The organism is uncultured Campylobacter sp. (assembly GCF_937996225.1).
Classification (GTDB): Bacteria; Campylobacterota; Campylobacteria; order Campylobacterales; family Campylobacteraceae; genus Campylobacter_B.
This window is the reverse complement of sequence record NZ_CALKTC010000022.1, coordinates 1-24140: the sequence shown is the minus strand read 5'-3', so window position 1 is coordinate 24140 and position 24140 is coordinate 1. Positions and strand designations below refer to the sequence as shown.

Here is a 24140-nt window from a genome sequence, read left to right as displayed (position 1 = left end):
CTGCGTTGTTGCGCTGCGTAAAATTTCAATAACGCGCTAAATTTCAAGTTACGCGCCGAATTTAGCTCGTACGGCAAATCAAGCGCGCCGTATAAATCACCTATAAAATTTGCTTGCGTGAAAAAGCCCGCCTTTCGGCGGCCTAGGCGTATAAAATTCTACCCAGGCGGATCATGTTCGAGCCGCATTTGATCGCGAGCTCAAAATCATCGCTCATCCCCATCGAGCAGATCCGCGCGCCGTGCGGCACGAGCGCATCGAAGATCTCGCGGCTAGCCTCGAAGCTTCGCGCGATCTGTGCGGGCTCGCTCACGTGCGCGCCGATACTCATCACGCCGATTAAATTTAGATTTTTGCACTCCTGCTTGATGCGTAAAAACTCCTCCACCGCGCGATTTTTATCGAGCCCCGTTTTGGAGCTCTCGCCCGCGGCGTTGATCTCCAGTAGCGTATCTAGCGGATAAGTTAGCCGCTTATTTACGGCAAGCGCGAGTTCATAGGAGTTGCAGCTCTGCCACAGCGTCGGGCGCAGAGCGATGAGCTGATTGATTTTGTTGCTTTGTAGCGTGCCAATGAAGTGCCACTTTAGCGGCAGTCCGCGCAAGGCCTCGCTTTTGCGCTTCAGCTCCTGCACTCTGTTTTCGCCGAATGCGATCTGTCCTTGCGAATACAGCTCGCGCACCTCATCCGTGCCTACGTTTTTGCTCACCGCGACTAGCTGGACTTCGCCTGCGCCTGCTTTCGCAGCCTCAACGCGCTTTAAAATTTCATCCAGTCTCATTTGTAAAATCCCAAAATTCTAGCAAAATCATTCAGCACCGTAAATATCATTAAAAGTGCTAAAATTCCCATACCTACGTAGCTGGCGCCCACGAATACCCGCTTTGGCACAGGGCGGCGAAAGATGAGCTCAAAGAGATTAAACGCGATGTGTCCGCCGTCGAGCGCAGGGATCGGAAAGAGATTAATAAGCCCTAAATTTACCGATATTAGCGCCACGAGCGCGAGCAGGACCGCAGCGCCGTAATCGACCGCCTTTGAGGTGATGTCGGTGATAGCGACGATGCCGCCCATCTCCTTGGGCGAAACGACGCCGCTAGCGAGCTTCTCAAGACCTACTAAGATGAGCTTTGATGCCTCCACCGTCTGATCCCACGCGAAGCTAAGCGAGCTTGCGCCCTTGTGATACAGCGTCACGGTCGCGTTGTAATCGGGCGAGATCCCGATGAGCGGCACTCTAATGCTCTCGCGCCAGATGGTTTTTTTCTCGCCGAGCTTCGGCGTGAGCTGTAGGCTCAGCCGCTCGCCGCCGCGCATGATTTCTAAGCTCAGCGGCGCTGCGGTTACCTGCTTTGAGATGTCGTCCCACTCGCGGATCTGCTTGCCGTCGATTGATAAAATTTCATCGTTTAGCATTAGCCCTGCGCTTGCCGCGGCGGAGCCTGGCGAAATTTTGCCGACCTTTGGTGCGAGTTTTTCGACGCCGATGTAGCCCAGCGCGATGTAGATCAAAAACGCAAGCAGCAGGTTAAAAAACGGCCCCGCAAAAAGTATGATTATGCGCGCGATCGGGCCTTTGGAGTTGTAGCTGTCGGGGTCCGCGCTTGCCGCGGCGGGATCCAAATCCTCCTGCCCCTTAAGGCTCACGTAGCCTCCCAGGGGGATCGCGCTGATGGCGTACTGCGTAGCGCCGATGCGCTTAGTAAAGACCTTTTCGCCGAAGCCCACGCTAAAGACGTTCACCCCCACGCCCAGCGCCCGCGCCGCCAAAAAATGCCCCAACTCGTGGAAAAAGATGAGGAAGCTGATCGCCAGCACCGTGACCATAAAATTTATCGAGTAAAAATAAAATCCGACCGCCAGGATCGCGAGCGTTAAAATTATGCTTTTCAAATTTCAGACCTTTGTAAAAAATGGGCTAAGCTTACTATTATTTTGCAAATTTTAAGCTTAGATCGCCGTTTAAAGCCTTAGCTCGCTTTTTTAAACTTGGTTGGCTTTGAGCTTAGCTCGTCGTTTCGGGATATAAATTTAGCTAAATTAGGGTGTGCGGGCGGAATTTAAAATTTTAAAAGCGAAATTACACCGCGAGCTTTTGCGGAGCGGATTATAAAATTTCGCCGCACTGGGCTTTTGCTTTGAAATGCCGCTATGCTTTGAAATTTCATTATGTTTTGACAAGTCGTCATGCTCTAAAATTTTGTTGCGCTTTGAAATTTCGTCGTGTTTTAAAATACTGCTGCGCCGTCCTGAAATTTTGCGCGGCGGTTTAAACGAAATTTTACGCCGTGAAATTTTGCGCAGTGGATTTTATCTTTCAAATTTTATAGGCTTAGCACGCCGCCGTGCGTGCATAGATCAAGCATCTATAGAATTTTATCGGTAAAATTTGAACGTGAAATTTTAAAATTCCGTGTCGTCGTTATAAGTGGAATTTTATGCCGAAATTCTATCGCTAAAACCCACTAAGCTCGGGTTCTAACGCTTTGCGATGAGGTTTTGTAGCTTCACAATACATTGTTTTAGTTTGATAAAAAATTCTGATTCTTCAAATGAATGTAAGATCAAGCTTAGTTTAAATTTTTCATCTATTAAATTTGGACTAAAGCCCTTTAATCCGCTTTCGCAAGTGGATCTAAACATTTTGCGTATCAGTCGTTTTATTTTGCCTTGCGTCGGCGCGGCGCTGCGATCGCCTAAAATTTCTATTTTCTTTATCTTATATCTGATTTCATTTATTCCATCTACGGTTTTGTTGGAAATTTGCTTTAGCACTATATTTGCGTGGTATTCGTAATAACCGTGATTGTAATGAGTAAGCGTAAAAAGATCATTACTGCCAGCCGAGCCCACTTTTATAAGAAAAATCTCGTTTAGCTCCTTTGAGATACACCACAGACCATCTATCTCATCTCGGCTTAAGCTAGCTAGACCGTGTTGATTTCTAAATGGATTTATGATTTGCTCTAGGTTATCCTCAAAGCGGTATCCATCAATCAAAAATCTACCTACATAATCAATGTTGTAATCCAGGGCGTCTATTAGCAAAACATTTTCATTTTCGGCGTTAAGGGCGTCTTGTAAAATTTTAAAAATATCGCTTTTGCTGAGTTTGCCGCTACTTCTTGGTTCTAGCGCATAGAGTTTATGGATACGTCGCTTCTGTCCATTTATCATCCTAAAATCGCCGAACCAAGCGCCGTAAGTAATGACTGTATCAAACATTTTGCCTTGATAATACAATCTATATGCGTTAAAATCTAAATTACAATGATCCCAAAAGCCGCTAAAGCTCCCGTAGTTTATGAGCCATGCGCCAAGCTCTCTATCTATGCGCCAGCTTAATTCTATAGAAATTTCAGGATAACATCTAAAAGGCAATCGCTTTTTAGAAATTTTGTTTCTAATATCTTTTTCTACCTTATTGAGCTTATACTTTCTTGCATTTTCTTCGCCAATTTTCTCTTCAACTGCGAAAGCCATATCTAGCCTAAAATTTAGCCTTTTTTCGTAGCCTTAGCATACGCTGCGACGTATTCAAAGCCCGAATATAGCGTCAGTGCAACCGCGATCCAGAGCAGGGCGTTTGCATAGGGCCACTGCATCGTTAGCCAGCCGATAGCGATCATCTGAAAGACCGTCTTCACCTTGCCCGCCATCGACGCGGCGACCTCTACGCCGTCGCCCGCCATCGCCACGCGAAGGCCAGTGATAAAAAACTCGCGGATTAGGATCAGATAGATCGCCCACGGACTGGCGCGCCCGATAAACATAAGCCCCAAAAAGCCCGCAAGCGTAAGCATCTTATCGGCGAGCGGATCGATGATGGCGCCTAGTTTGGTCTTTTGATTCCAAGAGCGCGCGATGTATCCATCGAAAAAGTCCGTGACGGAGGCGATGACGAAGACGAGCGCGGCGAAATAATCGATCCAGCTGACGTGCACCGAGCCCACCATGCCGCCGTTCGCATGACCGGCTAGTAAGATCAGCCAGAAAAACAGCGGCGCCAGCGCAACGCGAAAGCTCGCTAAAATATTGGGTAAATTTAGCATTATTTAAAGGTCGTTCCGCCGTCGACGATGAAGGTGTGTCCCGTCACCCAGCTAGCCTTGCTCGAGCATAGAAATAAACATGCTCCCGCCAGATCCTCCGGCTGCCCCATACGTCCTAGCGGGCTAAGCTCGGCGGTTTTATCGCGCACCTCCTCGTAGTTCGTAAAGGCCCTAAGCGCGTCCGTCTCGATCGGTCCGCCGCTAACGACGTTTACGCGGATGTTTTTCTCTCCGAGCTCGGTCGCGGCATAGCGCGCCATCGCTTCAACTGCGGCTTTTGCAGTGCCGTGACCCGCGTAGTTTTCGATATAGACTAAATTTCCAGTGGAGCTAAGCGATATGATCGAGCCGCCGCCTACCGCTTCCATACGCTTTGCGGCTTCTTGCGCGCCCACGACGAAGGCATTTACGGTCGCGGTAAAGATATTGTTGATACCGCGCGGCTTTAGCCTCATAAATTTAGTGTATCCGCCCGCGACCGCGCGACCCGAGATGATGGCGTTTGAGATGAAAAAATCCACTCGCGCAAAATCCTCGTCGATCTTGGCAAATAGCTCCTTATAGGTCTCGGGCTCTAAGATATTGAGCGCATAAGCGCGCGCCTTGATGCCGTAGGTCTTCTCAAGATCGGCTGCTTGCGAAGTCGCTAGCTCCTCGTTGGAATTATACGTAAAAGCGATATTTGCCCCCGCAGCTGCGAATTCCAAAACTATCGCCCTACCTATGCCTCTCGTGCCGCCGCTGATAACTAGCGTTTTTCCTTTAAATTCGTTCGTCAATTAAAATCCTTTGATAGTGTATTGTTTCATTACGTTTTCTATTTTTTTGAGGTTTTCCGCGCTCGGCTCGCAAAGCGGCAAGCGGTACTCTAAACTCGGCGTCAGGCCCGCGATATACATCGCCGCTTTGATCGGGATCGGATTGCTCTCGCAGAATAAAATTTTATTGATAGCGTAGAGATCGTCGTTGATCTGCTTGGCCTTTAAAAACTCATTTTGCAGCGCAAATTTCGTTAGCCTCGCCGTGTAATCGGGCAGTAAATTTGCAGTGACCGAGATCACGCCCTTGCCGCCGTTGCTTAGGATCGGATAGTTAATCGCATCCTCGCCGCTAAGCACGCTAAGGCGCGGCTCGTGCGCGAGTAGATCGACGCATTTATCTATGCTGCCGCTGGCTTCTTTGACGCCGTAGATATTCTCGCAGTCGTTAAAAAGCTTGATGATCGTATCCGCGGCGATGTCGCAGCCGGTGCGACCCGGGACGTTATATAGCAGCACGGGCAGGTCTACCGAGCTCGCGATCGCTTTGTAGTGCAAATAGAGCCCCTTTTGAGTGGGTTTGTTGTAGTAGGGCGCTACGGATAAAATTCCGTCCGCGCCGTGAGCTTGCGCAAACTGCGCGAGCCCGATCGCTTCGTGAGTTGCGTTACTGCCCGCGCCCGCTAGCACCTTAACGTCCGTGCCCTTGCACGCATCTACGGCAATCTCGATACAGACTCGGTGCTCGTCGTGCGTCAGCGTCGCGCTCTCGCCCGTGGTGCCTACGGGCACGACCGCGCTTATGCCGTTTGCGATCTGTCTTTTGATAAGCTTTGCGTAGGTCTGCTCGTCTAGTTTGCCCTCTTTAAAAGGCGTGATCAGCGCTGTCATAGAGCCGATTATGACATTTTTATTCATCGTTTTCCTTTCGTAAGATAATGCTTGTGGAGCTTTTAAGGCTTAGATAGGTCTTCATCGCTTTTTTAACCGCGTTTTTATCTAGGCTTTTGATCTCGCACTCCAGCCTAAATAGCGCGTCCAGATCGCCGCGGACGATGTAGCTGCCGTACATCTGCGCTACCTTGCTAGCGCTGTCGAGGGAGTAGATCAGATCGCTACTTAGGGTGTTTTTGATCTTTAGCATATCATCGTCGCTTATTTTAGCTTTTTTGGCTTTTTCTATCAGCGCCAAAATTTCACTCCTCAGCGTCTCGCCGCTTACGCCCTGGTTGCAAACGGCAAAGACTATAAATAAATTCTCGTCCTTGGCGCTCATATCGTAGATGTTGATCTGATTGGCGAGCTTTTTCTCATCGACCAGCATGCGCTGCAAAAGCGAGCTCTTGCCCCCGCTAAGATATATATCCATCGCTTTGATCACCGCGGCGTCTGGGTGGTTAAACGGCGGAATTTTAAAGGCGACCGCAACGATCTGCGCCTCGCTGTTTTTGTAAATAACGCTAAGCTTCTCGCCGTCTTGCGCGGGCTCGGTGCAGTGAAGACGCGGAATTTCGCTTTTGTTTTTTACGGGCGCGAAGTATTTTTTAGCCGCATCAAACGCCGCCTTTTCGCCGATGTCGCCGGTGATCAGCAGCACGGCGTTTTGCGGCTGATAAAATTTAGCGTGAAATTCCTTGATATCTTTGATGCTCCAGTTTTCGATATCCTTGCGGAAGCCGATCGGCGTCCAGTGGTACGGGTGGTACAAAAACGCGGCGTTATAGAGCCTGAAAAATAGATATCCGAACGGATCGTTATCAGTGCGCCACAGCCGCTCCTCGAGCACGACCTTGCGCTCGGGCTGAAATTCTTTGTCTTTGAGGCTCAAGTTTTGCATGATATCGGCGTAAAGATCCAAGCAAACTTCTAAATTTGAGCTCGCGCACTTGATGAAGTAGTGCGTGTAATCAAAGCCCGTGCTTGCGTTATTCACGCCGCCAAAGCCCTTTACGATCGCGTCGAACTCGCCCGCCTTGCGATTTTTCGTGGATTTAAAATTTAGATGCTCCAGCATGTGCGCGATGCCGCTTTTGCCCATCGTCTCGTCGCGGGAGCCGACGTTGTAAAACACGTCCACGCTGATGACGCCGCTGCCTTTATTCATCGGGATATGATAAATTTGAAGTCCGTTTTGCAGCGTGATTTTCTTAAATTTTGGAAACATTAATCTTTTTTCGCCTTTCGTTTTTTGCTTGAGTTTTGCTCTGCGTCTTGGGCGCCGCTCGCTTCTTTGGCCTCTTTAGCCTCGGCATTTTTAGTTTTGGCGCTGCTTTGCTTTGCGTTTTTGGCTTTTAAGCTTTTGCTTTCCGCGCTACCTTTTGGTGCGGCTTTAGTTTTAGAATTTTTACTTTCTATGTCGTTTTTTGATGCGGCTTTGGTCGCGGTTTTTGTTTTGGCGGTTTTGCTTGCCGCGACACTTTGTTTTATGTCTTTAGTCTCTAATTTCTCGCTCTTTGCGCCGCTTTGCGAGAGATTTTTAGCCGCGGCATCCTTTTGCTGCGCAGTATTCTGGACGGTATCCTTCTGAGAAGCGTCATTATCCTTCGCAGTATCCTTCTGCGCGGCGTCTTTTTGCGTAGCGTCCTTTGAAATTTTACCGCGCTTGGAACCTGTGCCGCTTTTGGAGGTAGTTTTTAAAATTTTATCCTGCTTCTGATCTGCGCTGCCTTGCTTTGTGTTTTTAGCCTCTAAATTTTCGCTTTTTGCGCTGCTTCGTTTTGCGCTTTCAATCTCCGAATTTCCACTCTCCGCGCGGCTTTGTTCGGCCGAGCTTTGATCCGTCGCAGTATCTGTGTTTATCAAGGCGTTTAAATTTGCCGAAGCGCTAGAATTTTCGTCCGCTTCGGAGTTTGAATTTGTTTGAGTGGTTGGAATTTCATATATTTGAGTGCTTAAAATTTTGCTTTCGCCGTCGTTTAAAATTTCATCCGTCTCCTTGCTTTCGGGCGCGTTTGAAATTTCGCTCGTTTCCTCGCCTTTGGCTACGTTTGAAATTTCATCCGTTTTGGTAACCGCTTCTTTGCTTTCGCAAGCCCTCAAATCCGAGCCGTTGCCGTGACTTTCAACTCGATCGCCTCTTGCGCCGTATCTTTCGCCCGCGCGATCTTTTAAATTTACTCCGACCGCCTCGCTTATGTTATTAAAGCCGTCTGCGCGCAAAAGCTCCGCGAGCCCCTCGTTGATCGATTTTGCGACGAACGGGCCCTTGAAGATAAAGGCGGTAAAAATTTGAACCAGGCTCGCGCCTGATTTGATGCGCTCGTAGGCCTCCTGTGCGCTGTCTATGCCGCCGCAGCTGATTAGGATCGTGCGGCCGAAGAGCTCGCGAGCGACCTGCGCGAAAAGCTCGCGCGATTTTTCGGTGATCAGCCTGCCGCTTAGGCCGCCAAAGTCCCTAGCGTTGGGGCTTAGCGAATAATCAACGCTTGTGTTGTTTATAATGATGCCGCTTGCGCCACTTTGCACCGCGCACTCGCACAGCGCGATCGCCTGATCCGCGCTCATATCGGGCGCCAGCTTTAAGACGAGCGGCCTGTTCGTGATTTTTTTCATCGCTCCGATCAGCTCGCTTATGAAGCTGTTTTCTTGCAAAGCGCGCAGATTGGGGGTGTTTGGCGAGCTTACGTTGATGATGAAAAAATCGCACAGTCCGTTAAATTTACGACCTAAGGCTTCATAATCGCTCAGCGCATCCTCGTTCGGAGTGGCCTTGTTTTTGCCGATATTTGCGGCGATCGGGATTTTAAAAGGATAAATTTTTCGCACGCGATGCTCAATAACGTCGGCGCCCTCGTTGTTAAAGCCCATCGCGTTTTGGATGCTCTGCTCGCTAACGAGGCGAAAAAGTCGCGGCTTTTCGTTACCGCTTTGAGGGCGCGGCGTAAAGGTGCCAAAATCGATGTGTCCGAAGCCAAGAGCGGCCAGCGGAGCGATCATCGTGGCGTTTTTGTCGAACCCGCCCGCGATACCTACGGGATTATCGAAGCTGAGATTCCATATATTTTGAGTTAAAATTTCATCTTTATAAACGCCGAATTTTGCCAAAGCCTCAAGCCCGCCCGGAGTCGCATAAAGTGCGCGAAGTCCGAATTCTGCGATCTTGTGAGCGGTTTCTGGATCAAATCGAAAAAAGATTTTTTTCAAGGTATCATAATTCATAATTTTTCCTCAAATTTTGCGTAATGGTAGCTAAAATTTAATTAAATATAGATAAGGATTTCGCGCCGTATTTGCAATCTGCGGCGATAAAATTTAGTTCCGAAATTATGCGCTTAGAGGCTGCGTAGAATTTCTACGGCTCGCCGCGTCGATCTGAATTTACGCAGAAGTTCAAAGATGCGCGGCGCAAATTTTATAAATTTAGCGCGCCCGAGTGCGTGCCGAAACGCGCGGTGTCCGTGGCGCAGCTCGTGATAGCAGGAGTCGTCGCGATTTTATCCTGCGCCGATCTGCGCTCAATCCCGCTGACGCTAAATTTTAAAATTTAAAGCGTCCTGCTCGCGCCGTTTGAGTTTAGCGCGCCTCTTTGCCGCCGAAAGCAACAATCATCGTGCCCAGAGGAATGATCGCAACGCCCAAGATAATAGCTAGCGGGTTTAGCAAGGACAGCTTGGCAAGCAGGTAGATCGCCGCCACGAGCGCCGCGTAGGATAGAATTTTAAACGGAGAGAAAAACGCCCCCGCAAAATTGCTCCGAACCTCGCCCCTTTCGTGCTCATCATCCCAATCATCGGCGCCGTCGTCCGCGCCTTCGAAATCATCCTTTGATCCGTCGCGCGCGCCGCCAATCTCACTTCCAAAATCGCTCGTACCGTCGCTCCACTCGCTGCTATCTACATCGCCGCCACGATTGCCGTTATCTGTGCCATCGCTATGATTGCTGCGATCTGCGCCGTCGCCCAGGTCGTCGCAACATCCGCTTGTGCCGCCTTGCGAACTATCGCTAGCTTCGTCGTTTATGCCGCCGTGTGAGTTGCCACAAGTCGCGCAATCTTTCATATTAAATTTATCGGCGGCGCGTCCCAAAGCGATCGCGTCGTAAGCGGAGGTTTTGTCGTCGCTCTTCGTAGAATTTATGTCGCATTCGCCAGCTGATGGCAAGCTGCGATGAGATCGTAGAAGCGGCTTCGTAGAATTTATGTCGCATTCGCCAGCGGCGGTTCTGCTGCGCTCGGCGTCTAAATTTGAACTGCGAGTAAAATTTATATCGGCGGAGTTTGCGGTACGCTCGGCGGCGGTTTCGTTGTGCAGGGCGCAGCTATCGCCGTTTTTGGTGCTCGTCGCGCCGCTAGTGAAATTTACGGCGTCTTCGGAATTTTGCGCGTTTGAAATTTCGACGCCTGAATTTGCGCCGCTAAAATTCTCGTTCTTTAAAATTTCGCCGCCGCAAATTTTGCCGTATGAAATTTTATCGCTGCTGCTCGCGCCGCCTCGGTTTTCGCCGTGGCTTGGGGAGTTCGTATCGCAGGCGAAAGTTTCGTTGCTTATGAAACCTGCGGAATTTTTAGAGCTTTGCCGTAAAATTTCATCGTATTTACCGGCTCTTAGCTCATCTTCTATCTTGTTTCGGTAAGCGCGAAACGAAAAATATACCGCGCCGAATGCGCCCAAAAATCCAGCCTCCAAGCTGAGAAGCCACGCAAGCGCTCGTACGCCGAAAGAGCCCGAGCCGAAAAATCCGGCGCCGCAAAGCGCTAGCCCAAGCAGGACAAACGCCGCGTTTAGCACGCAGTATATGATCAAAAACCGCCTACTCAATCCCGCTCATCCAATTCATCGTCGTCGTCGAAATTTTTCGGATCCGCCTTGTATTTCGGATCGTTTTCAAGCTCTTTTAAGCTCGAATTTAGCGCCTTACACGCACGGTAAACGTTCAAAAATGCCGCCGCGATACCGATGGCGATGCCAAGCCAGAGCAGAAGCAGCGAGCCCGTGAGGTGCCGCAGCCCAAGCCCGATCGCTACGCCGATGCCGATCGCTACGACGATCGAGATGCCTAGGCTGATGTCGCAGGCGCCCTTTACGATTTTGTTTAAATTTTTCGTTACTCTCATCTAAAATCCGTAAAATTTTAAAACGCAGCCCTTAAAGCGCCGCCATCGCTTCATCCGCGGCGTTCAGCGCAAAGTCGATCTGCGCTTCGTTCATCGTGGAGCAGATAAAGCCCGTCTCAAACTGACTAGGCGCCAAAAATACGCCGCGCTTAATCATCTCGCCGTGGAATTTCGCAAAACGCGCCGTGTCTGCCCGCAGGGCGCCATCGTAGTCGTGCACTTCTTCGTCTGCAAAAAAGTAACCGAACATCGAGCCGACGCAGGCGGTTTGCAGCGCGATGCCACGGTGCTGCGCTATGGCGCAAAGCCCGTCCGTGAACCTACGTGCTAGCTCACCGAGCCTTTCGTAAAGTCCGCCGCTAGCGTAAATTTTACTTAGACTGGCGATGCCCGCAGCCATTGCGACGGGGTTTCCGCTTAGCGTGCCTGCTTGATACACCGCTCCTAGCGGGCTTATCATATCCATAATTTCGCGCTTGCCCGCAAACGCCGCCACGCTCATACCGCCGCCGATGACCTTGCCGAAGGTTACCAGATCGCCGCGGACGCCGTAGATGCCGTAGCTGCCTAGATCGCTAGCACGAAAGCCGCTCATTACTTCGTCGATTATAAGCACGATATTTTTCTCATCGCACAGCGCGCGAAGCTCGGTTAAAAATTCGGGATCCGCCGGCACCAAGCCCATGTTTCCCGCAATCGGCTCGATGATGATCGTGCCGATGTCGTTTTGCGCTAGGACGTCCTTTACGCTTTGTATGTCATTGTATCTAGCTAGGTAGGTGTTTTTTGCGACGTCCTGCGGCACGCCCGCGCTGCTTGCATTACCGAAAGTGCTCGCGCCGCTGCCCGCTTTGACGAGCAGGCTGTCGCTGTGACCGTGGTAGCAGCCCTCAAATTTTAAAATTTTATCTCGTCCGCTAAAGGCGCGCGCAAGACGGATCGCGCTCATCGTGGCTTCCGTGCCGCTGCTGGTAAAGCGGATCTTGTCTAGGAAATCGAAATTTTTTAGCACCAGCGAGGCAAGCTGCGTCTCAAGCGGGCTGGATGCGCCGAAGCTTAGCCCTTTTTTGGCGGTTTGCACGACGGCGCGTTCGATGTCCGCATCGGCGTGACCGAAGATGAGCGGGCCCCAGCTCTGTACGAAGTCGAGATATTTTTTGCCCTCGACGTCGTAGATGTACGAGCCCTCGCCGCGATCGACCATGAAAGGCTCGCCGCCTACGTTGCCGAATGCTCGCACAGGCGAATCGACGCCGCCGGGGATGAGTTTTTGTGCCGCTAAAAATTCGTCGTGATTATTCATTTTTTCTCCTTCTTTTTGGGTTGATTTATCGATTTTATATATTTGTAGATGATGATGATCTCGTTTTGCGTCAAAAAGTAGCTTGGCATCACGTCGCGCGAGCTGCTGATCCCGTCGGCGAGCTCCTGAAGCGATAGATTGTTGATCGGCGGCGCGTTTAGGGCGCGTTCGTAGTAGGCGCCCGCGGTGCGGTTAAATTCCTTATACGTCGCGATCAGCGAGCCCTCGCCCTTTTCGCCGTGGCACTTGTCGCAGCCGATGCCGCGCGGGTTTTTATACAGCATCGCGCCGTATTCTTCGTCGGTGATGAAGCTCTCGGCTTGTGCGTCGCGAGGTAGAAAAAATATGGTCGCGTTTAAAAACAGCGCTAAAAATATGAAATTTCGCATCTTCTCGTTTCGAATTTTTGGCGCAATAATATAAAAAATGTGCTTAAATTTCATAACGCAGCTATCTTTTCGATCCCCTCGAAATAAAAGATATTTAGCTCATCTTGCCTGCGGTAGAGGAATTTTAGCCCGTGCGCCTTGGCGATATTATCGACGATGTAAAGCCCCAGGCCGAAGCTTTGCTTGGCGTTGGTGCCCTTGACGAAGGCCTCTTTGTAGTAGCTAAAGTCCTTCTGCAGCGGCTCGCCTAGCGTTATGAAGTCCATCGTTTGGGCGTCTAAGCGGATTAAAATTTTACCGTCTGAGGCGTATTTGACGGCGTTGTCGATTAAATTTTTCACCGCGACGCAAAAGAGCTTCAGATCTACGTTTAGGCTTAGGTCTAGCGGATTTTGCAGCGTGACGCAGCCGGGCTCAATCATTGCGATACTAAGCGCTTCTTTTAAAATTTCATCCATGGGAAAAATTCCGCATTCGCCTAGCGCCGTGCCCGCAGTCGCACGCTCGACCGCTGCAAATTCGTTGATTAGACTCTCCAGCCGCTCAAAGACGGAGATGAGACGCTCCTGATTTTTGCCGTGCTCGATCATCTCGACAGCGATGCGACCCTTTGTGATGGGGGTTTTGAGCTCGTGCATTATGTTTCGCAAAAAAAGATGGCGCGATTCGTTAAGCTTATTTATCTGCGTGACCGCCTCGTAAAATGCGTGCGAAACCTCGGAAATTTCGTCGTTTCCCGCGCTTACGTCCTTGATCTGAAGATCGCCTTTAGCAAATTTATCGATCTGGCGTTTGAGCTTGCGAAGGGGGCGAATTTTGCGGATGATAAAGATATACGCAAGCAGGATGATCACCAAAATGACGCCGTAGATCGCTTTGAAAATATCGTAGCGGTAGGGCTGATACTCCTTGTCGTTTAAAAGCCGCGTCTCGCCTGCGTGAGTGATTTTTAAGTAGTGCTTGCGCTTAAAAAGCAGGATGTCCGCAGAGCCGATGTCTGCGGAGATGCTGTCTAAAATTTCGGCGCCTTTGATGATCTCATCGCGCTTAGCTTCATCGCGGATGGTCGAAAACTCGAAATTCGCGACCTGCCGTTCGTATTCGACATCGCTGATGAGCTTGCTCATCTGATATAGGTTCGCGCGCGCAACGATGGAGTATTTGGAGTTTAGTTCACGGGTGTAGTTTTGCTGATCATAGCCGATAAGCCAGAGCAGAGCGAGCGAAACGCCCACGGCAGCGAGCGCGAAGATGAACGTGATGGTGTAAAAAATCGACGATCTTACTTTCATTAAATTTATATGATCCTTAAATTTTTAAAATTTCAAAGCTTTGTAAGCCGCGGGCTTACTTTGGCTTTGGCGCGCGGACCGGCTTACGGCTCATTCGGCTTTAAATTTGCAACGCGTCTTAAAGGCACGGCGTGTAAATTTTAAAATTTCATCGCAAAGCAGGGCGCTTTTAAATTTAACAGCCGCGCCGCTTTAAATTTTAAAATTTTTCTCGCTGCCCTGGGCTCTGTTTTTTATAACTAGCCTCGCGCGTAGAGCCGAACTGCTTGCCGAATTCGACGATAAAATTCCGCGCGCATCTAACTGCGCGCTAAATTTATAACTACAAAATTTTATCGTAAAATTTTAACGCTTCAGTTGCGGCGCCTTAAATTTAAACGGCAAGATCGCGTGGACCGACTTGCGATTTCAGTTTCGCCGCGCGAGTGCCTATTAAATTTAGAGCCGCGAGCGGCTAAATTCTATCGCACCGCCCGCCGGGCGCAAGTCCGCTCATTGTATCAGCTTATAGCCTACGCCGCGGATAGCGTGAATGTAGCTGGGTGCCTTGGACGTTTCGCCGAGCTTTAGACGGATGCGACCGATGATGACGTCGATGCTTTTGCTCGAGGATTCCTCGCTTATGGAGCTGCAGTTGTAGATGAGCTCCTCGCGGGTGATCGCGCCGCCTTCCTTTTTGATGAGATACGAAAGCACGTCGTATTCGGCGATGGTGAGCGACAGGGGCTGTCCTTTGAAGCTGATGACGTGGCGGAAATCGTCCACTTCGAGGTCTTTTTTGGGCTTTGCGGCGCGCTGGATGGAGTTTATGTCGTAGCGCTCGATGTGGCGTTTGATGCGCGCTAAAAGCTCTTGCGGATTATAGGGCTTTGGCAGATAATCGTCCGCGCCGAAGTCAAAGGCGTTGATCTTATCGGTCAGATCGTGGCGGGCGCTTGAGATTATGATCGGTATATCGGTGTTTTTGCGGATCTCTTTGCAGACCTCAAGCCCGTCCATCCCAGGAAGCGTGAGATCTAAAATCACGAGGTTGAAATTTTCTAAATTTAACTTAGAAAGCCCCAAAAACGGATCGTCCGCGACGGTAATATCGATATCGTATTGCTGCAGATATTCGCTTAAAATTTCGGCGAGTTCTAAATCGTCCTCTATCATTAAAATTTTAGTCATAAAAAAGCCTTTGAAATTTTGCGCGGATTATAACAAAATATAGTTTATATATTTTAAAGCGTCAGGCTGGGGCGAAATTTTATAAAAATGAAACGCGGAGGGGAGAAATTTTGAAATTTTTTGAAATCTGGTGAAATTTCAAAAATCAGCCCCAAAAATATGGTGAAATTTTAAAAATTAAAGAAGCAAAATCTGAAAAATTGACGAATTTGGGCTAAATTCGGCTAAATTTTGCCGATTTTTGCGTTTTTTTCTTAAAAAACTATTGTATTTTTTGCGAAACTATTGTAGAATACCGCCCAAACCACTTTATTTTAAAGGATTAGCATGAAAAAAGCTGATTTTATCCAAGTAGTTGCCGATAAGGCAGGTCTTTCTAAAAAAGATACCGTTAAGGTAGTAGATTCTGCTCTTGAGGCTATCAAAGAGCTTTTGGTAAAAGGTGATGACATAAGCTTCATCGGCTTCGGATCTTTCGGTATTGCAGAGCGTGCAGCTCGCGAGGGTAAAGTTCCTGGCACAAACAGAACTTATAAATCTCCTGCTACTAAAGTAGTAAAATTTAAAGTCGGCAAACAGCTAAAAGAGGCTGTTGCAGCTGCAAAAGGCAAGAAGAAAAAATAATTTTCTTGCTCCAAGCCCCGTCTTCGGGGCTTATCTTTTTTAAATTTATACAATCAAGACTTTTTAAAATGCCCGAGTGGTGAAATTGGTAGACGCACCAGACTCAAAATCTGGCGAGGGCGACCTCGTGTCGGTTCGATTCCGACCTCGGGCACCATAAATCTTCTTTAAATTTTATCCTTAATTTCAACCGCCTTTTGTAAATTTCAACTTGCTATAAAATTTTTTATACTATTATTACCGCGGTATTTCTTTAAAAGAGGCAATTATTTATGATACGTAAAATTCTTATCGCTAATCGCGGCGAGATCGCGGTTCGCATCATTAGGGCCTGCAGGGATCTGCATATTAAAAGCGTCGCGATCTACACCAAACCTGACGTTGATTGTTTGCACGTAAAAATCGCCGACGAGGCCTACGAGGTAAGCACTGATGCGCTAAAAGGCTATCTGGACGCTAAAAAGATCGTCGAAGTCGCTAAAGAGTGTGGCGCTGATGCGATACATCCTGGATACGGCTTTTTGAGCGAGAATTTTGACTTTGCAAGAGAGGTCGAGGACGCGGGCATTATCTTTATCGGTCCGAAACCCGACGTTATTCGTAAAATGGGCAACAAAAACATCGCTCGCTATTTGATGCGCAAAAACGGCATTCCGATCGTACCCGGCACCGAAAAGCTAAATCACGAGAGCATGGATACGATCAAAAAATATGCGCGCGAGATCGGCTATCCCGTGATTTTAAAAGCTAGCGGCGGCGGCGGCGGACGTGGTATCCGTGAGGTATGGGACGAAAAAGATATGCAGAGTGCCTACGATTCGTGCACTAGAGAGGCGAAAACATTTTTTAACAACGATGAAATTTTTATGGAAAAACTCGTCGTCAAGCCGCGCCACATCGAGTTTCAGATCATCGGCGATAATTACGGTAACATCATTCATTTATGCGAGCGCGATTGCTCGATCCAGCGCCGCCACCAAAAGATTATCGAGATTGCGCCGTGTCCCTCGATAAGCGAGCATCTACGAAAGACGATGGGTACGACCGCGGTAGCCGCGGCAAAAGCGGTGAATTACACCAACGTCGGTACGGTGGAATTTTTGCTCGATGACTACAACAACTTCTATTTTATGGAGATGAATACCCGTATCCAGGTCGAGCACGGCATCACCGAGGAGGTCACGGGCGTCGATCTCGTCGTGCGCCAGATCCGCATCGCAAACGGCGAAATTTTAGAGCTTGAGCAAAGCGATATCAAACCGCACGGCTACGCGATCGAGGCGCGTATTACCTCCGAAAACGTCTGGAAAAATTTCACCCCCGTTCCAGGCACCGTTAGCGATTATTATCCAGCACTAGGCCCTTCCGTGCGCGTCGATAGCCACATCTACAAAGGTTATAAAATTCCGCCGTTTTACGACTCGCTTCTAGCCAAGCTCATCATCAAAACCACCGACTACGACCTAGCCGTTAATAAGCTAGAGCGTGCGCTGAAGGAGTTTCGCATCGAAGGGGTGCGTACTATCATTCCGTTTTTGCTCAGTATCAGCAAGTCGCGCGAGTTCCGACTCGGCTTTTTCGACACGAGCTACGTAGAGAAAAATTTAGATAAAATTTTAGAAAACACTATGGACGATATGCAGCCGAATAAAAACGAAGCGATTGCCGCTATCGCTGCTGCGATGCGCAAATCGGCGCGGATTTAGGAAAGAGTTATGGATTTTTTAGATAGCCTAAAAGATATAAAAAAGGATATGCTTAAGGACAAGGCGGCAAGCTCCGTGCCCAAAAAGCCTAAAAAGAGGAATCCAAATCGCGACGAGTTTAAAGATATTTTCAGAGATGATGATTCAAGCTTGCAAAGCGGGGGCGGCTTAGACGGCGCCTCGGATGGGGAATTCGACGTAGCCAAAGAGAGCATCGCCGCACGCGAAAAGCGCCTCAAAGACGAGTTTTTAAAATACGTGGACGCGGCGAATATCAAAAAGCTGAATGATTGAAATTCCATTTTGTACGCTGGATTTTGCCTGCCCCTATCTAGGCGGCAGAGCCGCACGCAGCGAGTATCTCTACATAAAAGACTGCGACTTCGAATATAATTCAAACTTAGTGCAGCACGGCTACCGCCGCTTCGGTAGGTATTTTCAAAAGCCCGTTTGCGCAGCCTGTGCGGAGTGTAAAAGCCTGCGCGTCGATGCTTTAAATTTTAAATTTAGCAGATCGCACCGCCGCGTCTATAAAAATAATCGCACGACCGCCTATGTATGGCAATCTCGCCCGCTTTTAAACGATGCGCGTTTGGAGCTTTTCGCGCTCTATCACGACTACATGCATCTAAAAAAGGGCTGGCCTCTGCAAGAGATCGATTTTGAGCGATATGACGAAATTTACGTCCAGGGTCACGGCGACTTCGGCAAAGAAATCTCTTACTACGGCGAGGACGGGCGGCTTATCTGCGTCGATCTCATCGATATCGTGGATGACGGCATCAGCTCGGTGTATTGCTACTACGATCCGTATCTGCCGCATCTAAGTCTGGGTAAATTTTCGCTTTTAAAACAGATCGAGTTCGCCCAAGATCTGGGGCTACGATGGATCTATTTGGGCTACGCGGTTGAGCAGTGCCCGAGCCTGGCGTATAAATTTAGCTACGAGCCGTATGAAATTTTAAACTCATACGTAGAGCTTGACGCCCCCGCCTTGTGGGAGGGGCACGTAGAGGGGTAGGTTCCACGCGCGGATGCTCAGAAATAGCCTAACGCGCTGCGTGGAAGGGTGGGTTTCGCATACCCGTACGGCGACAGCGCGCAGGAGCCGAGATCGTACCGCCGCGCAAAATTCGGTCTCGCGCAGATATGAACTCGGTATGTTAAAAGCACGCCTCGGCGTCCAATCTCACGCTGAAATTTCGCGCATTATGAGTCTTCAAGGCTTTTGAGTCACGGCGGGCGTTAGATTTTGCGCTGAAATTTAGCGCCGCTCGACCTGCAAAAATATCCGCGGCGATGAAATTTAAGGCGATGAAATTTAAAAGGAGAGCAGATGGATTTGCAAATTTTACGGCAGGCTAGGCATTTGCGTGTCGCAAGACGGCACACGCGGCTTTTGAGCGTACTTGACTCTTGAGTGTGCGCGAAAAAGGGCGATCGGTTTCGTAATATAACTCTTACGCTGCCGTAATTAGCCTTGGCGCTGCGACCGGCTTCGGCATTGACCTAATTTCGGTATCGCGATCGGCTATAGCGTCGCAACCGACGCCGCTACGTAAGCGGCGAAGCGCAAAAAGATGGCTTATAAAGCACGATACAGCATATATTTTGTAAAATTTAAGCAAACTGCGAAGCCGCAATAAGACGGCCGGTTACGGCAAATTTATCAGCTCGACTTTGTTTTCCAGCGATTTTGGGATCAATAAAACCTTGCCGTCGCTTGAGATGTCCGCAGGTCTTTGCATCGCGCCGAGGTTTATTTTGCGTATCTGTCCGTTTGCATCGATACGCCAAATTTTACCGCTTAAAAGATCCTCACCCCAATCGCTAACTAAAATTTCGCCGTTTTTTCCGCGCGCTATGCCGTAGAAGACCCCCTTCATATCGGCAAAGATCGAAATTTCGCGAGATTTCAAATCCATGCTTAGCACGCGCCCCGAAACCTTTCCACCAAGATCGAATGTAGTGATCAGAAGCTTATCGCCTTTAGCCAAAAGTCCGTTTGGGCTGCCTAGTGATGGATCGATGCGCGCAAACTCATCCGCGGTGCGCGAGAGCAGGTCGATGCGCCAGATCGTCCCACGCGCGGGATCGCTTGCGAGCAAAACTTCGCTGCCGAGCGCTACGACGTCGTTTAGGGCCTGTGCTCCCTCGATTTTTAGATTGAAAATCTCCTGGCCTTTGCTAAAGCCCCTGATTGCGTCCAGATCGCACACGTAGAGCACGCCCTCGATCTGCGCCATTCCGCCCGGATTTACCAGATCGTCTATAAAATTTGTCTCAACGACACCCGAGTTTTTTACTATACGGCTGATGAAGCCGTCGCGCTCTTGTGGATCTTCACTACTGCCGCGATTTGCGATATAAAAAGCGTCATCGGTAATGAGCGAACCACTAGGTGCGCTAAATCCGTCGATCTCTAGGCCAAAAAGCGCGCCCGCCAAGGCGCACGAAAGTAGAACTTTTTTCATAATTTCTCCTTGATCTCGCCAAAATTTTAAGAATTTTAAAATTTTAAGGGAAGCGACGAGTGCCGGGTTAAAATTTTAAAATTCGCAGCGAGCTTTAAGATGAGCGAAATTTAAACCCGCAGAGCAAATAAAAGTGTAATTTTAATTAAACAAGGCGGCTTAATCGGCAAAATTCTAACGGGTCGGAAGGCCTTGCTTCGCGCGTCGCTTTTGATTTGATGCGTCGAAGCCGAAGCGAGTAGGTTTTGTGCGCGCTTTGGTTTACGCCGCCGCTCGCTGAATTGCGCCGTGAAATTAGACGGCATTGCGCGGAATTTCAAGCACCGTTGCATATGTAATTCATTTGCGGCTGTGTTCGTTTTGAAATTTAATTCTACGAGTGGATATTTTTTGCAAATTGTGGGCGTGATTTTGGTGCGCAGACGGCGGCGCCGTGTTTATAAAACGGCTCGCGCTTTAGAATTCGGCCAAATTTAAACAAAGCGCGATTAAAATGCGATTTAAATTTTATGTACCGCGGGTGTAAATTTCGGTCGCGAAAAGAGAACCTGCCGCAAAAATTATTTAAAATTTGCAGTGCACAAAACGCCCTTTGAAATTTAAAAATTTTAAAACGAACCTAGCTACTTTTCAAAAATTTAATACGCGAAATTCAAGTGCACGACTAATCGCAGCCGTACACTTGAATTTTAAATCGTAAAACTTAAATTATAGAATTTAACCGCGCGCGCCGAAGCGGGAAGTGAAAATCCAAAGCGCTCTGGACAGCTTAGATGCTAAAATCCTCGCCGAGGTAGAATTTGCGCACATTCGGATCGTTGGCTATCTCTTTTGCGGTGCCGCCGGCGAACAGCTCGCCGTCTTTGATGACGTAGGCGCGGTCGCAGATCGCAAGCGTTTCGCGGACATTGTGATCGGTGATGAGCACGCCGATGCCAAGATCGCTTAAATCGCGCACGATGCTTTGGATATCATTAACGGCGATCGGATCGACGCCTGCAAACGGCTCGTCCAAAAGTAGAAATTTTGGCGTTATCATTAGGCTTCGCGCGATCTCGCAGCGCCTGCGCTCGCCGCCGCTTAGGCTCACGCCTTTGCGCAATCTGATCGGCTCGATGTTGAGCAGATTTAGCATCTCATCGACCTTTCGTGAGGCCTCCGTTTTATTTTTATAGGTAATCTCTGCAGCGAGCATTAAATTTTCCTCAACGCTGAGCTCCTTAAAGATGCTGCTTTCTTGTGGCAGGTAGCCGATGCCGAGCTTAGCGCGCTTATGAAGCGGAACCTTTGCGATGCTATTTTCATTAAGCAAGATATCGCCGCCGCTAGCGCTTATCAGCCCGCAGATCATATAAAACGTCGTGGTTTTGCCTGCGCCGTTGGGTCCTAGCAGCCCTACGATCTCGCCGTTGTAAAGTTCCAGCGAGATGCCCTTGATGATCGGTGTGCCTTTTATTGTTTTTTTAAGACCCCTGACTTCCAGTTTATGCATAGCTTACCTCGTATTTTCGCCCTTGCGCGTGCGGCGTGATCCTCACTACGCAAAAATCAAGTTCATATTTTTTAAGTAAATTTATCAAATTTTCATCCGCCCATTCGATCAGATGAAGCCCCTCTTCAAATAAATTTTCAAATAGCCCGTTTTTTAAAATCCCCTCGCAGCCGCCGTTATAGATGTCGTAATGATAAATCTGTCCGTAATTTTGCATGATCGAAAATGTAGGCGAGCTCACGTGCTCGTCTAACCCATGCGCCCGCACGATCGCGCGCGCAAGCGTCGTTTTGCCGCTAGCAAGATCGCCGATGAGCAAGATTATGCCGCTTTTTGGCAGAGCCTGCACGAGGCGTGAAATTTCATCCTCGCCGCAGATGAGTTCAAAGCTCTTGGACATACTTTGCTTGCTCGCTTTTGGGCGTATTTTTCGCGCTAGGAAAGGCTAGGACCTTAAAGCTTTGCTTCCTATCCAAAAAGCTTATTGTGATAACGTCGCCGATTTTAAGCTCTTTGGCGGGCTTTGCTACCGCGCCGTTTACGGCTACGACGCCGCTTTTACACATATCTTCGCTGATGGCACGCCGCTTAGTGATATTTACTGCGTTTAAAAATTTATCGATTCTCATGGGCGTGAGTTTAGCGACATTTGCCTTAAAAGCAACTATTAAACTATTTTTGGTAGAATTTCGCCAAATTTTACGTAAAGGATTTGAGATGGCAAAAGATGTAAAAAAGGTCGTTTTGGCGTATTCCGGAGGACTAGATACTAGTATTATTTTAAAGTGGCTCGGCGATACTTACGGCTGCGATGTGGTGACTTTCACCGCAGATATCGGTCAGAATGAGGATTTGGAGCCTATCAAAAACAAAGCTGTGAAACTGGGCATCAAAAAGGAAAATATCTTCGTAGAGGATCTGCGCGAGGAATTCGTGCGCGATTACGTGTTCCCGATGTTTCGTGCAAATGCCGTCTATGAGGGCGAGTATCTTTTAGGCACATCGATCGCGCGCCCGTTGATCGCTAAAAAGCTAGTCGAAATCGCGAAAAAAACTGGCGCGGACGCCATAAGCCACGGCGCTACCGGTAAGGGTAACGATCAAGTCCGCTTCGAGCTTGGCGCATACGCGCTAAATCCCGATATTAAGGTGATTGCGCCGTGGAGGCTGTGGGATCTGAACTCTCGCGAGAAGCTTCTTGCTTACGCTAAGAAAAACGGCATCGACATCGCTTCAAAGCCCGGCAAATCGCCGTATTCAATGGATGCGAATATCCTTCATATCTCCTACGAGGGCTTGGTGTTGGAAGATCCCGCTCATGCGCCTGAGGAGGATATGTGGCGATGGACCGTAAGCCCTAAAAATGCGCCCGATAAGAGCGAGATCATCGAGATCGAATACAAACACGGCGATCCCGTAAAGCTAAATGGCAAAGCGCTTAAGCCGCACGAGATGCTAGCAGCGCTTAACGAGCTTGGCGCTAAAAACGGCATCGGCAGGCTCGATCTTGTAGAAAACCGCTACGTCGGTATGAAGAGTCGCGGCTGCTACGAAACTCCAGGTGGCACGATCATGCTAAAGGCTCACCGCGCGATCGAGAGCATCACGCTAGATCGCGGCGCGGCGCATCTAAAAGACGATCTGATGCCGCGCTACGCCGAGCTCATCTACAACGGCTTTTGGTTCAGCCCGGAGCGCTTGCTGCTTCAAGAGCTGATAAATAAATCCCAAGAGCACGTAAACGGCAAGGTTAAGCTTGAGCTTTATAAGGGTAACGTGACCGTGCTGGGCAGGGAAAGCAAGAGCGATAGCTTGTTTAATACTGATTTTGTGACGTTTGAAGAGGACAAGGTTTTCAATCAAAAGGACGGTGACGGATTTATCAAGCTAAGCGCGCTAAGATTTATCATCGCGGGTAAGAACGGACGCAAGCTTTAGCTGAAATTTTGCCTCATAGCGGCAAAGCGCACAGGCGGATTTCACAAAACGAAATTTTAAAATTTATCGAAAAATTAAACACTGGATATTACAACTGTTTTTATCTTCTTAATCTCATCATAACTTGGATCAATTACAACTCCCCATATTAAATTAACGTTTTTATCCTTTACAATATCTGAAATTTTCTCTGTTATTTTTCCAATATCCATAAGTGAAACACTTGTTCCTGTTGTAAAATTTACTAAAACTCTTTTAGCATTTTCCAATTTACCTTCAAACAAGTTATTTTCCATAAGCTGTTCAATTATTTTGTCAACTGCGTTATCTCCCTTTCCTTCCCCAACTCTAATAATCGTATTCTTAGCATTATGAAGAACTGCTTTTACATCTAAAAAATCAATATTCATAAATCCAACTTCCGTCAAAATATTTACAATTCCTTCAATCCCTTCCTTTATAATTAAATTTACCGTATTATAAACAGATTCAAGCGGCTCTTTTCTATCAATATAATTATATAATTTTTCGTTTGGAATAATAATTAGACTATCCGTAAGTTTTTCAATTTTCTTTATTCCTGTATTCGCAATTTTCAGAGTTTCAAATCCCTCCAGATAAAATGGACGAGCAACAATACTAATAGTAAAAATACCCAATTTTTTTGCAACTTCAAGAATAATAGGCATTATTCCACTTCCAGTAGATCCACCAAGCCCAGAAATTAAAAATAGAATATTTGTCCCCAAAAGCAATTCCTGAAACTGATTTTCACATTGAAATGCCACTCTTTCAGCCTTTTCCCTGCTACATTCCTTAACACCAGTATCTAAAAATATTTTTTTCTCTGCGTGACTCGAATCAGAACTTTCACTATTTGTATCAATAG

The 24140-nt window shown here is 48.3% G+C and carries 23 protein-coding genes, 1 tRNA gene and 1 pseudogene; 6 read left to right on the top strand and 19 right to left on the bottom strand.

Features of this window, described 5'->3' with window-relative positions:
* Window positions 1-142: 142 nt before the first annotated feature.
* The 14 genes and pseudogenes from Q0174_RS03330 to Q0174_RS03265 all read right to left on the bottom strand — a co-directional run bounded on the left by Q0174_RS03330 (window position 143) and on the right by Q0174_RS03265 (window position 15017).
* On the bottom strand, window positions 143-781 hold the full coding sequence (locus tag Q0174_RS03330; RefSeq protein WP_298041677.1) for a YggS family pyridoxal phosphate-dependent enzyme: 639 nt from the start codon (window positions 779-781) through the stop codon (window positions 143-145).
* The gene (gene rseP, locus Q0174_RS03325) at window positions 778-1893 is read right to left on the bottom strand and encodes an RIP metalloprotease RseP (protein WP_298041676.1); all 1116 of its coding nucleotides are present in this window, start codon (window positions 1891-1893) and stop codon (window positions 778-780) included. Before rseP ends, Q0174_RS03330 begins: the two co-directional genes overlap by 4 nt.
* 585 nt (window positions 1894-2478) lie before the next feature.
* Complete coding sequence (locus Q0174_RS03320) at window positions 2479-3483, bottom strand: hypothetical protein (protein ID WP_297997711.1); 1005 nt, start codon at window positions 3481-3483, stop codon at window positions 2479-2481.
* 14 nt (window positions 3484-3497) lie between these two features.
* On the bottom strand, window positions 3498-4055 hold the full coding sequence (gene pgsA / locus Q0174_RS03315) for a CDP-diacylglycerol--glycerol-3-phosphate 3-phosphatidyltransferase (protein WP_295152120.1): 558 nt from the start codon (window positions 4053-4055) through the stop codon (window positions 3498-3500).
* Window positions 4052-4831, bottom strand: coding sequence for an enoyl-ACP reductase (locus Q0174_RS03310; RefSeq protein WP_298041675.1), 780 nt, complete (start codon window positions 4829-4831; stop codon window positions 4052-4054). Before Q0174_RS03310 ends, pgsA begins: the two co-directional genes overlap by 4 nt.
* On the bottom strand, window positions 4832-5728 hold the full coding sequence (gene dapA / locus Q0174_RS03305) for a 4-hydroxy-tetrahydrodipicolinate synthase (protein ID WP_297894048.1): 897 nt from the start codon (window positions 5726-5728) through the stop codon (window positions 4832-4834).
* Complete coding sequence (locus Q0174_RS03300) at window positions 5721-6974, bottom strand: pitrilysin family protein (RefSeq protein WP_298041674.1); 1254 nt, start codon at window positions 6972-6974, stop codon at window positions 5721-5723. Before Q0174_RS03300 ends, dapA begins: the two co-directional genes overlap by 8 nt.
* A gap of 941 nt (window positions 6975-7915) precedes the next feature.
* Window positions 7916-8968, bottom strand: a pseudogene (locus Q0174_RS03295) (quinone-dependent dihydroorotate dehydrogenase); the annotation flags it as partial.
* Window positions 8969-9322: 354 nt separating this feature from the next.
* Complete coding sequence (locus Q0174_RS03290; RefSeq protein ID WP_298041673.1) at window positions 9323-10552, bottom strand: hypothetical protein; 1230 nt, start codon at window positions 10550-10552, stop codon at window positions 9323-9325.
* An 11-nt stretch (window positions 10553-10563) separates the two neighbouring features.
* Window positions 10564-10863, bottom strand: coding sequence for an AtpZ/AtpI family protein (locus Q0174_RS03285; RefSeq protein ID WP_298041672.1), 300 nt, complete (start codon window positions 10861-10863; stop codon window positions 10564-10566).
* A 31-nt stretch (window positions 10864-10894) separates the two neighbouring features.
* Window positions 10895-12166, bottom strand: coding sequence for a glutamate-1-semialdehyde 2,1-aminomutase (hemL, locus tag Q0174_RS03280; protein WP_298041671.1), 1272 nt, complete (start codon window positions 12164-12166; stop codon window positions 10895-10897).
* Complete coding sequence (locus Q0174_RS03275) at window positions 12163-12555, bottom strand: cytochrome C oxidase subunit III (RefSeq protein ID WP_298041670.1); 393 nt, start codon at window positions 12553-12555, stop codon at window positions 12163-12165. Before Q0174_RS03275 ends, hemL begins: the two co-directional genes overlap by 4 nt.
* Before the next feature lie 50 nt (window positions 12556-12605).
* Complete coding sequence (locus tag Q0174_RS03270) at window positions 12606-13847, bottom strand: ArsS family sensor histidine kinase (protein ID WP_298041669.1); 1242 nt, start codon at window positions 13845-13847, stop codon at window positions 12606-12608.
* Between the two features lie 492 nt (window positions 13848-14339).
* On the bottom strand, window positions 14340-15017 hold the full coding sequence (locus Q0174_RS03265; RefSeq protein WP_005870247.1) for a response regulator transcription factor: 678 nt from the start codon (window positions 15015-15017) through the stop codon (window positions 14340-14342).
* Between the two features lie 327 nt (window positions 15018-15344).
* Here Q0174_RS03265 and Q0174_RS03260 point away from each other — a divergent pair, with 327 nt between their 5' ends.
* The 5 genes from Q0174_RS03260 to Q0174_RS03240 all read left to right on the top strand — a co-directional run bounded on the left by Q0174_RS03260 (window position 15345) and on the right by Q0174_RS03240 (window position 18368).
* A complete protein-coding gene (locus Q0174_RS03260; RefSeq protein ID WP_291937435.1) occupies window positions 15345-15641 on the top strand; it encodes an HU family DNA-binding protein in 297 nt (98 codons plus the stop codon).
* 70 nt (window positions 15642-15711) lie between these two features.
* A tRNA-Leu gene (locus Q0174_RS03255) sits at window positions 15712-15798 on the top strand.
* A 115-nt stretch (window positions 15799-15913) separates the two neighbouring features.
* Window positions 15914-17347 carry an acetyl-CoA carboxylase subunit A gene (locus Q0174_RS03250; RefSeq protein ID WP_298041668.1) on the top strand — a complete coding sequence of 478 codons (1434 nt, stop codon included), beginning with the start codon at window positions 15914-15916 and terminating at the stop codon, window positions 17345-17347.
* A 9-nt stretch (window positions 17348-17356) separates the two neighbouring features.
* A complete protein-coding gene (locus tag Q0174_RS03245) occupies window positions 17357-17641 on the top strand; it encodes a hypothetical protein (protein WP_298041667.1) in 285 nt (94 codons plus the stop codon).
* Entirely contained in the window at window positions 17634-18368 is a 735-nt protein-coding gene (locus Q0174_RS03240) for an arginyltransferase (protein WP_298041666.1), read from the top strand. Before Q0174_RS03245 ends, Q0174_RS03240 begins: the two co-directional genes overlap by 8 nt.
* A gap of 634 nt (window positions 18369-19002) precedes the next feature.
* On the opposite strand, the gene Q0174_RS03235 is transcribed toward Q0174_RS03240, so the two are convergent.
* From Q0174_RS03235 to Q0174_RS03220, 4 genes are all read right to left on the bottom strand, one after another.
* Entirely contained in the window at window positions 19003-19821 is an 819-nt protein-coding gene (locus Q0174_RS03235; protein WP_298041665.1) for an ATP-binding protein, read from the bottom strand.
* Between the two features lie 769 nt (window positions 19822-20590).
* The gene (gene lptB / locus Q0174_RS03230; RefSeq protein ID WP_297880066.1) at window positions 20591-21313 is read right to left on the bottom strand and encodes an LPS export ABC transporter ATP-binding protein; all 723 of its coding nucleotides are present in this window, start codon (window positions 21311-21313) and stop codon (window positions 20591-20593) included.
* On the bottom strand, window positions 21306-21713 hold the full coding sequence (gene tsaE / locus Q0174_RS03225; protein ID WP_005870258.1) for a tRNA (adenosine(37)-N6)-threonylcarbamoyltransferase complex ATPase subunit type 1 TsaE: 408 nt from the start codon (window positions 21711-21713) through the stop codon (window positions 21306-21308). Before tsaE ends, lptB begins: the two co-directional genes overlap by 8 nt.
* Window positions 21697-21942: an RNA-binding S4 domain-containing protein gene (locus Q0174_RS03220; protein WP_297904011.1), complete on the bottom strand. Its 246-nt coding sequence runs from the start codon at window positions 21940-21942 to the stop codon at window positions 21697-21699. Before Q0174_RS03220 ends, tsaE begins: the two co-directional genes overlap by 17 nt.
* A gap of 88 nt (window positions 21943-22030) precedes the next feature.
* On the opposite strand from Q0174_RS03220, the gene Q0174_RS03215 reads away from it, so the two are divergent.
* Complete coding sequence (locus tag Q0174_RS03215) at window positions 22031-23251, top strand: argininosuccinate synthase (protein ID WP_177386989.1); 1221 nt, start codon at window positions 22031-22033, stop codon at window positions 23249-23251.
* Between the two features lie 74 nt (window positions 23252-23325).
* On the opposite strand, the gene Q0174_RS03210 is transcribed toward Q0174_RS03215, so the two are convergent.
* On the bottom strand, window positions 23326-24140 hold an 815-nt coding region (locus tag Q0174_RS03210; protein WP_298041664.1), incomplete at its 5' end, for a cell division protein FtsZ.

What these genes read in the sequence shown, in the direction of transcription:
- Q0174_RS03330 (WP_298041677.1), bottom strand. Translation starts at nt 781, where the DNA reads ATGAGACTGGATGAAATTTTAAAGCGCGTTGAGGCTGCGAAAGCAGGC.
- Q0174_RS03320 (WP_297997711.1), bottom strand. Translation starts at nt 3,483, where the DNA reads ATGGCTTTCGCAGTTGAAGAGAAAATTGGCGAAGAAAATGCAAGAAAG.
- dapA (WP_297894048.1), bottom strand. Translation starts at nt 5,728, where the DNA reads ATGAATAAAAATGTCATAATCGGCTCTATGACAGCGCTGATCACGCCT.
- Q0174_RS03300 (WP_298041674.1), bottom strand. Translation starts at nt 6,974, where the DNA reads ATGTTTCCAAAATTTAAGAAAATCACGCTGCAAAACGGACTTCAAATT.
- Q0174_RS03285 (WP_298041672.1), bottom strand. Translation starts at nt 10,863, where the DNA reads ATGAGAGTAACGAAAAATTTAAACAAAATCGTAAAGGGCGCCTGCGAC.
- hemL (WP_298041671.1), bottom strand. Translation starts at nt 12,166, where the DNA reads ATGAATAATCACGACGAATTTTTAGCGGCACAAAAACTCATCCCCGGC.
- Q0174_RS03275 (WP_298041670.1), bottom strand. Translation starts at nt 12,555, where the DNA reads ATGCGAAATTTCATATTTTTAGCGCTGTTTTTAAACGCGACCATATTT.
- Q0174_RS03270 (WP_298041669.1), bottom strand. Translation starts at nt 13,847, where the DNA reads ATGAAAGTAAGATCGTCGATTTTTTACACCATCACGTTCATCTTCGCG.
- Q0174_RS03265 (WP_005870247.1), bottom strand. Translation starts at nt 15,017, where the DNA reads ATGACTAAAATTTTAATGATAGAGGACGATTTAGAACTCGCCGAAATT.
- Q0174_RS03260 (WP_291937435.1), top strand. Translation starts at nt 15,345, where the DNA reads ATGAAAAAAGCTGATTTTATCCAAGTAGTTGCCGATAAGGCAGGTCTT.
- Q0174_RS03250 (WP_298041668.1), top strand. Translation starts at nt 15,914, where the DNA reads ATGATACGTAAAATTCTTATCGCTAATCGCGGCGAGATCGCGGTTCGC.
- Q0174_RS03245 (WP_298041667.1), top strand. Translation starts at nt 17,357, where the DNA reads ATGGATTTTTTAGATAGCCTAAAAGATATAAAAAAGGATATGCTTAAG.
- Q0174_RS03240 (WP_298041666.1), top strand. Translation starts at nt 17,634, where the DNA reads ATGATTGAAATTCCATTTTGTACGCTGGATTTTGCCTGCCCCTATCTA.
- Q0174_RS03235 (WP_298041665.1), bottom strand. Translation starts at nt 19,821, where the DNA reads ATGAAAAAAGTTCTACTTTCGTGCGCCTTGGCGGGCGCGCTTTTTGGC.
- lptB (WP_297880066.1), bottom strand. Translation starts at nt 21,313, where the DNA reads ATGCATAAACTGGAAGTCAGGGGTCTTAAAAAAACAATAAAAGGCACA.
- tsaE (WP_005870258.1), bottom strand. Translation starts at nt 21,713, where the DNA reads ATGTCCAAGAGCTTTGAACTCATCTGCGGCGAGGATGAAATTTCACGC.
- Q0174_RS03220 (WP_297904011.1), bottom strand. Translation starts at nt 21,942, where the DNA reads ATGAGAATCGATAAATTTTTAAACGCAGTAAATATCACTAAGCGGCGT.
- Q0174_RS03215 (WP_177386989.1), top strand. Translation starts at nt 22,031, where the DNA reads ATGGCAAAAGATGTAAAAAAGGTCGTTTTGGCGTATTCCGGAGGACTA.